8 protein-coding genes are annotated in these 7,991 nt (G+C 52.2%); 3 read left to right on the plus strand and 5 right to left on the minus strand.

Going from position 1 to position 7,991, the window contains the following annotated elements:
- Positions 1 to 1,088, minus strand: a 1,088-nt coding sequence (locus tag PPL9_RS16970; protein ID WP_152986725.1) for a family 20 glycosylhydrolase, incomplete at its 3' end; no start/stop codon positions are given.
- Between the two features lie 552 nt (positions 1,089 to 1,640).
- Between PPL9_RS16970 and PPL9_RS16975 the strand changes: the two genes are divergently transcribed.
- Positions 1,641 to 2,483, plus strand: coding sequence for an alpha/beta hydrolase (locus PPL9_RS16975; protein WP_057463810.1), 843 nt, complete (start codon positions 1,641 to 1,643; stop codon positions 2,481 to 2,483).
- Positions 2,484 to 2,492: 9 nt separating this feature from the next.
- Here the strand turns inward: PPL9_RS16975 and PPL9_RS16980 are convergent, their stop codons facing one another.
- The 3 genes from PPL9_RS16980 to PPL9_RS16990 all read right to left on the minus strand — a co-directional run bounded on the left by PPL9_RS16980 (position 2,493) and on the right by PPL9_RS16990 (position 4,630).
- A complete protein-coding gene (locus tag PPL9_RS16980) occupies positions 2,493 to 3,143 on the minus strand; it encodes a LysE family translocator (protein ID WP_208989434.1) in 651 nt (216 codons plus the stop codon).
- Between the two features lie 460 nt (positions 3,144 to 3,603).
- Positions 3,604 to 4,182, minus strand: coding sequence for an NAD(P)H-dependent oxidoreductase (locus PPL9_RS16985; protein WP_082596933.1), 579 nt, complete (start codon positions 4,180 to 4,182; stop codon positions 3,604 to 3,606).
- Positions 4,183 to 4,459: 277 nt separating this feature from the next.
- Entirely contained in the window at positions 4,460 to 4,630 is a 171-nt protein-coding gene (locus tag PPL9_RS16990) for a DUF1427 family protein (RefSeq protein WP_057463812.1), read from the minus strand.
- 521 nt (positions 4,631 to 5,151) lie between these two features.
- On the opposite strand from PPL9_RS16990, the gene PPL9_RS16995 reads away from it, so the two are divergent.
- On the plus strand, positions 5,152 to 6,585 hold the full coding sequence (locus PPL9_RS16995; RefSeq protein ID WP_057463813.1) for a sterol desaturase family protein: 1,434 nt from the start codon (positions 5,152 to 5,154) through the stop codon (positions 6,583 to 6,585).
- Between the two features lie 9 nt (positions 6,586 to 6,594).
- Here the strand turns inward: PPL9_RS16995 and PPL9_RS17000 are convergent, their stop codons facing one another.
- A complete protein-coding gene (locus PPL9_RS17000; protein WP_057463854.1) occupies positions 6,595 to 7,275 on the minus strand; it encodes a cupin domain-containing protein in 681 nt (226 codons plus the stop codon).
- 184 nt (positions 7,276 to 7,459) lie between these two features.
- Here PPL9_RS17000 and PPL9_RS31395 point away from each other — a divergent pair.
- Positions 7,460 to 7,991, plus strand: a 532-nt coding sequence (locus tag PPL9_RS31395; RefSeq protein ID WP_161831321.1) for a malonyl-CoA decarboxylase N-terminal domain-containing protein, incomplete at its 3' end; no start/stop codon positions are given.

The following is a 7,991-nucleotide window of genomic DNA, read 5'->3' on the forward strand; positions in this document are numbered from 1 at the left end:
AGAATTTCGATGTTCAATGCTTTGGCGTGGTCCACCAGTCGCTTGGCGAAGGCTTTGGAATAGGTGCCGCCTTGTGGTCCGTCTGCTGCACCGTAAATGCCCGGCACGACACGACCTTCACCGCGCATCCCTGACTTCTTCCAGAGTTCCGGATAACTCTCCACTTCCAGACGGAAGGCTTCATCATCACAGAAGTGCCAGTGGAAGCGGTTGAGTTTGAACAAGGCCAGCATATCGACAAGCCGAAGCAGTGTCTCCGGCTCGTAGTAGTGGCGTGCGCAATCCAGATGTTGGCTGCGCCATTCAAACCGTGGTGCATCGGAAATCTGGCCGCAAGGGATGGTTCCACCGTAGATCAGCTTGAGGTTGAGCAGTGTGATGGAACCGTAAAAAGCACCGGCTTCCGCTGATGCAGAGAGTGTGATGCCCTCTGGTGTGATTGTGAGCTCATAGGCATCCTGCGCCAGATCTTCGTTTTTGGCAAAGCGAAGCACAACGCCATCCTCAGAGAGGAACGGGCCGATGTTGTTGCGCTCCGCAAGGGCTTCCACAGCGTCCGTGCTGTCGGCCTCGCTTTCTGCATTCCAAGAACGGTCCAGCTTGTAACCTGCACTTACGTCCAGAGTGTCACCGGAGGGCTGCCAGCTTTGCGGGGCTGGGACAAGCATCAATTCGCGAGATGCGGGATCGGCTTGCTGTTCTGGCAACTTGGTGCTGAAAGCCTGATCAATGCTGCGCGGGGCGAGCTGGACTGGCGCAATGCTGCCATCCTCCATGCGCAGGTAAGCGCCTTTTGGCAGCCAGCTGCGGTTGGAGGGGTTCATGCTTCGCTTGTATTTGAGCGTGAACGCCAGAGCCTGCCCTGTTCCCAGTACATCTCTGTCAAAGCCAAGCTCTATGTAGCCCGCCGTCATTTTCTTGACAGTGGCACCTTCAATCACCTCACAAGGCGCAAGCATGCTGAAGCATAAGGTGTAGTTGGAGATAGGTGCATCGCACTTGGCAGAGAGGATGCAGTTGATCTGCCGATCCTCCGTTCTCCATGTTTCCATTCTGATTGTAGTATCAGCACAGGCAGCAGCTTCCATGCCCACGTCTCCTCACCAATTTCAGGATGTTGCATTGAGCACACCAAAGGCAATGGACTGCCTGAGCGCATGCTCTAACTGCTTGAATTTGCGACTGTCCTTGTTAGAAAATCAGATTTCATTTCCTGAAGAACACGCAGTAGCATAGCTTCTACTTGGCTGGACCTGTCAATACCATGGCAGACAAATAAATCCATAATTTTGAATTGGTATTACTCTCAAAATGCGCGGGTAGTTACTTTATTTTGAACAGCTGAAACTTACACGATCGCTCATGATGACAAATCCCTCACAAACTTTTCAGGTTGTGTAAGTCTTTGACTGCAATTCTGTTTTCCAACGCGGTCACCTACCTTGTTGCATCAATACCGGAGCAAGGCATGGTGGTTGTTAGAGCTTTCCGGCTGATAGGCGATCAGCCTGTAAAATTTAGGACCAGTTATTCAAGGTGGCGCTCCTCACTTCGCGATTAAGACCTCATTTGCGGCTGGGTAACGTGTTGGGTTCTATACTTGCAGGAGAGTGCTGAGTTGTCTGCGAAAGGCAAAGAGGATGGAACGCAAGAGTGTACGGACCCGAGATGGGGTGGAACTCTCGTATCTGACAGGCGGGCAAGGACGGCCTGTCTTTTTGCTGGGTGGCTGGAGCCAGACGGCATCTGTATATGCGGGTCAGTTCGAAGACTTTTGCCAGAGCCATACGGTTTATGCCCTTGAGAACCGGGGGCACGGCGCATCACAAAAGCCCGCGGATGGTTATCGGATCCATCGGTTTGCCAAGGATCTGTTTGATGTGGTTGAGGCGTTGGAACTTCGCGATTTCGACGCGGTTGGCCATTCGCTTTCCGTCGCCATGCTCTGGGCATATCTGGATATGTTCGGGGCTGAACGCCCTGCGCGCCGTCTGATTTTTATCGATGAGCCTGCGGCTCTCATGGCACGGCCATCCTGGACACAACAAGAGATCAACGAGGCAGGTTCTATCCACCCCACTTTGGAGTCACTTGATGAGATGGTGGTGGCTATTCGCAGGACTCGCAATGTTGAGGATCATCTTGAGATTATTAGCGGGATGTTCACCAGCAAGGTTAGTAATGCCGCCTTGCGCGCATTGGCTGCCGAGAACCTGAAATTGCCCCGCGTGCACGCTGCTGCTCTTATCGAAAACCTCATGATGCAGGATTGGCGGGCCTTTTTGCCTAACATGCACCAGCACACTCTGGTGTTTACAGGCGAGGCCAGTTGGCATCCGCTGGCTTCACAGCAGTTCATCGCCTCCTCAATGCCAAATGGCTCGCTTGAGGTGGTCCGCAAGGCCGATGGTGGGAGCCACTTCCTGATGTTCGAAAACCCAGCGCTCTTTAATGAGAAGGCACTGAGTTTCCTGAATGCGTGAGAAGCTGCTCTACTGTGTTTTCAGCGTGCTCTTGGAGATCATGTAGGCTGCACCGGCCAATGCGGTGCCGGCGAAGGCATCCACAGCTGCGCGAGAACGGGCGGAGACTGCGAATTTGGAGGCCCGAGTTCCGAGATAGGCGTAAAACAGCAATGCCGGGTATTCGAGCGCGATGTTGAAGATGGCCAGTGCCATCATGCGCAGGGCCATGCCATCACCTTCGCCAGCAAACACAGGCAGCATTGCGCCAAATGACAGGACGGACTTCGGGTTTGCGCCCTGCATTGCGAATGAGGTGAGGAACAGCTTCAAAGTGGATGCTGGTTTCTGTTCTTTTGCTTCGCCCAGCGAGGCTGAGAAAGCGGCTTTGAAAGAGCCATATGCAAGATACAATAGATAAGCTACGCCAATCCATTTGACCGTCTCAAACAGAACCGGAAAAGACAGCAGCAGCGCGCTCATGCCTCCCGCAGCGAGGAGCGCATACATGAGGTTGGCTCCGAACACACCCGCCATGCTGGCGTGGGTTTTACCAATACCGTTTGTGATGCTGTCGCCAACCACTTTCAGGACCGCGGGACCGGGAGTGAAATTGAGCGCCATGAAGGTGACGATGAAACCAAAAATGAGTGTGGCATCAAAAGAGCGAAGAAGCTCCATGGGTTTTCCAATTCAACGCTAGAAACACATAATTAACGCAAAGCAACGCACATACGAACGCAATCCAAATTCTGGAAGGCTAAGGGGAGATGACTGATGGTTCATCTCCCCTCGCGCGCGGATTAGAAATTCACTTGCCGTTAGCCTTAAGGCCCGCCTCTCCAAACGTGGCACTGTGAGTTTCTGTAGCTGCCCCCTCTCCGCGCGCTGTTTGTGCAAACTCTGTTGGTCGGCACAATCGCAAGGGGCGTGCCAAACTAACGATGACGCACCAACCTTCTGATAACTCATTGATGAATATGTGTATATTTCCGGATGGGACTCATTGAAGGAGGATCCAAGAAATCGATAATACTGCCCATTGTTTGATCAGATTGCCCGCCTGCTAAGCAATCTGACATAAAGAAACCCGGCGTTTGAGACACCGGGTTTGTCTTTTTCTGAGATGCAGCAGGCCTGTTCAGGCAGGTTCTGTGATCTTTACTGGTTCGGCCATTTTGCAGGTCTGGCTGATTAGATTGCGCAGTTTTTGTCTTGTCTCCGAACAGGTTAGCTGACCGTCGTCATTCGTCTTTGATGCCATAGTACCGACAGCGACATATCGCGGATGTACCCAACAACCGTGATCAGCTGCAAACGACGCCAGACGCGGAAGCATTCTTACACCCCCGAACGGACCCGGTGCGGCGGCTAGCAGACCAACCACTTTTCCCTCAAGCACGGAGTGGGGTTTGCCAGCTGCCCGTCTGGACGCCCAGGTGAATATGTTATGGAGATGCGGGGTGTGGAAGCCGTTGTATTCGGGAGAGGAGATCAGAATTACATCAGCAGCTTCAATCTGTTGCCGTAGCATCGAGAGCTGGTTCTGAACGGCGGCATCTGCTTCAAGATCGGAGTGATAGAGGGGAAAAGAGGCAAGCTGGTGCGGCAGGCTGGTCGTCTGATGGTTCAGGTTATGCGCTTCTTCTTCAGCGGCATCCAGCAGGCTCTTATTCAACGAGCCTTCTCTGGTGCTTCCTGAGATGAGGAGGATATTCATGGGAAACTCCATATGACAATATTTTTGTTTTTATATACATTTTTATTTCTTTATTATGCAAGTACAAAAAAAGCGGCACTGAACTTCAGCACCGCTTTTTGAAATTTGACCGTAAACACTTCTTTATTCTAGCGAGCACTTAAAGCAGTTCGCATTTAAGCTGAAACACTTGCACTGCTTTAGTCTTTGTTTTTGCGTACCTTTATCCGAAAACCGGTTTCCACTTTTCGGAGATACGCTGTAGGGTTTGATTGGCCTCAGTCAAACGGAACGCACTTTAGGAGAAGAAGCGCTCAGTGATCTGCAGCATGATCTGATGACCACCCCAAACGCCAAGGATCGCTACACAACCAGACAGAACTGGTGGAGCGGGAATAGGCAGTTTGATTGCGGTGAAGATCGCTCCAATAATGAAGCCAGCAAGTGTTGACATAAGCAGTTCAGCCATGGTGTCTCCCGTTAATTCTTTCTTATTGTTCAGAAAACTCTGTTTTCTTTGAACTACAGCCCTTGCTTTTACTGCGCGCCCATACCCCTGCAGTCCCCTGAGTGTATGACCGAAAACCGTGAAGGACAGCCAGCTAAGGTCCTTGAATATTCAGGTCGCCCGACAAGGCGGACCCTACCCTGTAATTGCACTTTTAACGCAAAAAAAATCATTTGCAGAAAAAATATTCAAAATGCGATCAGTTGCCGCACTGTCATTTTCATTAGTTCATTTAAATCAATATGTTGGACAGCAATCATTTATGTTAGTTCTGCGCAAAACTCCTGCATCTTCTTGCAGAACTTCTACTTATCGCCATTTTCATGAGCTCAGATTTGTGTTGTCAGCCCATCTCTCTGCCTTTACGTTAAAGTCAACATAAGCGCCTTTGCGGTCCTTTACTGGTATTCGCTCAGGCCTGCAGCTCGACGCTTTTTTGTTGCACGACCATTCTTTTGGAATGCAGTGCGAGGGGGAATAAAATGGCAGAGTATAATGTGACGGCGCTGGCTATTCCGCTGTTTCTGTTTTTTATGCTGATGGAATACGCCTACCTGCGTATGAGCGGGCGGGACCTGCACCGGTTTAGTGATAACATTGCCAGCCTTTCCATGGGCATTTGCCTGCTGGTTTCAGATGCGCTGCTAAAAACCTTTACATTCTCGGTGTTTATCTGGGCGTGGTCATCTTACCGGCTGTTTGACTTTGGCTCAACCAGTTGGGCCACATGGGTCCTGTTCTTCTTTGGCGTGGACTTCTGCTATTACTGGTTCCACCGCATTGCGCACATCTACAATTTTCTTTGGGGCGCCCATGTGGGGCATCACCAAAGTGAGGAGTATAACCTGACCACGGCACTGCGGCAGAGTGCGTTTCAGTATGCGTTCTCGTGGGTCTTCTATCTGCCTCTCGCCTTCCTCGGCTGCCCGCCGGAAGTGTTCCTTGTGCAATTTATGCTGCTGAAGGCCTATCAGTTCTGGCTGCACACCCAGGCGATTGATCGTATCCCCCTGATGGAAGGTGTGTTTTCCACGCCCTCAAGTCACCGTGTCCACCATGCCAAGAACCCGATTTACATCGACAAGAACTTCGGCGGCACGCTGGTGATCTGGGATCGGATGTTTAGCAGCTGGCAGCCGGAGGAGACAGAGCATCCTTGCCATTATGGCACCACAACGCCGCTGAAAACGTGGAATCCGGTGAAAGCCAACTTGCAGCACTGGTCCATGCTGTTTCGCGACAGCCTTCATACGCGCAGCTGGTGGGACAAGGTCCGGCTGTGGTTCAAACCAACGGGATGGCGACCGGAAGACAGGCGGCGGAACACCAGTAAACTACAGAAAACAGGTGTCACCAATCGCCCTAAATTTGATCCGGTGATCTCACCGCTGACCAAGCTGTATTGTGGCATTTCATTTACGTTGCTGGTGCTGCTGGTGACCATGTTTATCTTCCTGTCCCCTCAACTGAGTGCGCGGGAGCTGGCGTTTGGTGTGGTGCTTATTCTGGCTGGTCTCGTGATGATCTCGCAGTTTCTGGAGGGCAAGTATCAACTGCGCTTTGTTGAGGTCGCGCGCGTGCCAGCTCTGCTCTGGTTTCTCACCGTGCTTTGGACATTGCCGATTTCGACGCAGGTCTCGCAACGGATGGATGTTGCAAAAGGGATTTTGCCTGAGATTGAACTCTCTGAAGAAACAACGCTTTCTGCTTTACCGTGGTTGGAGAAGCCAGCGGTTTTGGATGGCAGCACACCTGCGGTGCAGCAGGTGACGTGGCATCCTGACGGGGAGCAAGGACAGCTGGAATATACGCTGCGGTATGAGCTCTCCTCTTTCCCGGAGCATGTTGCGAACATCATATCAGCTCGCAACGCGCTGGAAGAAAGCAGTCGGGTCTGGTTGCAGGAGCAGCTTTAGGCGGTCCTCTTATCCCCCATGCGGGGCAGTGACATAGGGAAGGTGTCCGGATTTGATCCAGAGCTTGGCGCCCTCTTCTCCTGCTGTGATGTTGAGGTCATAGCCGATGGGTACGCGGAGCCATGCGTGTTTGGGAAGGTCCTCTCCGTCTTCGATGATTGAGCCTTCCAGCACGAAGATCTCTGCGCCGCCTTCGGCCTCAACCGCGTGGTTTGCACCTGCCTGCCAGTGCTCCATGCGCACGTTCTCGCGTTCATCCTGAAACAGAGGGGAGACAGCAACGCCTTCGCGCGTAGCATCGTTTACGCGGCCAAGTTTGTTGGTGTCCACGCGCACATGGGTGCGGTCTGCGAGGTCAAACTGCCAGAGTTTGACGAGGATGGTGCAGCCGGGTTCAGAGGCTGGTGTGTGTTTGGATTCAGGTGGGTTGCGGATGTAGGAGCCAGTTGGGAAATCCCCGTGCTCATCCTGAAATACTCCCGCCAGAACAAAGAACTCTTCCCCGCCTGTATGAACATGCTCAGAAAAATGGCTGCCGGGTGCGAAGCGGACAACGGTGGTTGCTCGTGCAACTTCATCTCCCAAACGATCAAGCGGCCTGCGCTCAACGCCTTTCATTGGGGACGCGACCCAAGGAATATCATCGCTGAACTCAACCACTCGCTTTGAAAAATCACCGTTGATCTTCACTGAAGCCTCCATCACATGATGCTCTCAAGTTAAGCACACTTGTCGCTCATTTACAGATGTTAGCGTGCTGTTAGGGATCACTTCATTGTTAAGCTGTTTGTTGCATTCCGTTCCCAGCAGTCCCTTGTTAGGCTTCCGGCGATTTTCTGATGCACTGCACTGTGCAACTACGGGACGCCTGACCATGAGCCTGCTGGCAGATTTACTTTCTACCCTTTTTGATCGTCGTTATGTTTTTATGGGCAAGCGGGATGAGCGCCCCCTTACCGAGCTTTGCAATGCCTTGATGAGCAGTCAGGGAGACGTTTCCGGAGCGGCCATTGCTCACGAGATTCTGGATGGTTATGCCACCACAGACACTGAGGGAAAGCGGGCGTTTTTTGAGCATTTGAACCGCGAAATGGACATCGATCCAGAAAAGCTGGAGAGTGTTGTTTCCAGTTATAAAACAGAGCGGACGGAAGCCAATTATCGAAAGCTTGTGGAAGCTGCAGAGCCTAAGCGGCAAGAGTTGGCACGGCGGCTCAATCAGGTTCCCGGTGCCACTCATCAGCTGGTACACATGCGCAAGGATTTGCTGGGCTTCATGAAGGAGCAGCCGAATCTGGCGCGCACCGATCTGGATTTCCAGCACCTGTTCAACTCGTGGTTCAACCGTGGTTTTCTGGTGCTGCGGCCTATCAGCTGGGACAGTCCGGCGCAGATTCTGGAAAAGA

The sequence above is a fragment of the Pseudovibrio sp. POLY-S9 genome, assembly GCF_001431305.1.
In the GTDB taxonomy this organism is placed as follows: domain Bacteria; phylum Pseudomonadota; class Alphaproteobacteria; order Rhizobiales; family Stappiaceae; genus Pseudovibrio.

Bases quoted from the DNA above. Each gene is read 5' to 3' on its own strand.
- PPL9_RS16980 (WP_208989434.1), bottom strand. From the start codon at position 3,143: ATGGAGCTTCTTCGCTCTTTTGATGCCACACTCATTTTTGGTTTCATC.
- PPL9_RS16990 (WP_057463812.1), bottom strand. From the start codon at position 4,630: ATGGCTGAACTGCTTATGTCAACACTTGCTGGCTTCATTATTGGAGCG.
- PPL9_RS16995 (WP_057463813.1), top strand. From the start codon at position 5,152: ATGGCAGAGTATAATGTGACGGCGCTGGCTATTCCGCTGTTTCTGTTT.
- PPL9_RS16975 (WP_057463810.1), top strand. From the start codon at position 1,641: ATGGAACGCAAGAGTGTACGGACCCGAGATGGGGTGGAACTCTCGTAT.
- PPL9_RS16985 (WP_082596933.1), bottom strand. From the start codon at position 4,182: ATGAATATCCTCCTCATCTCAGGAAGCACCAGAGAAGGCTCGTTGAAT.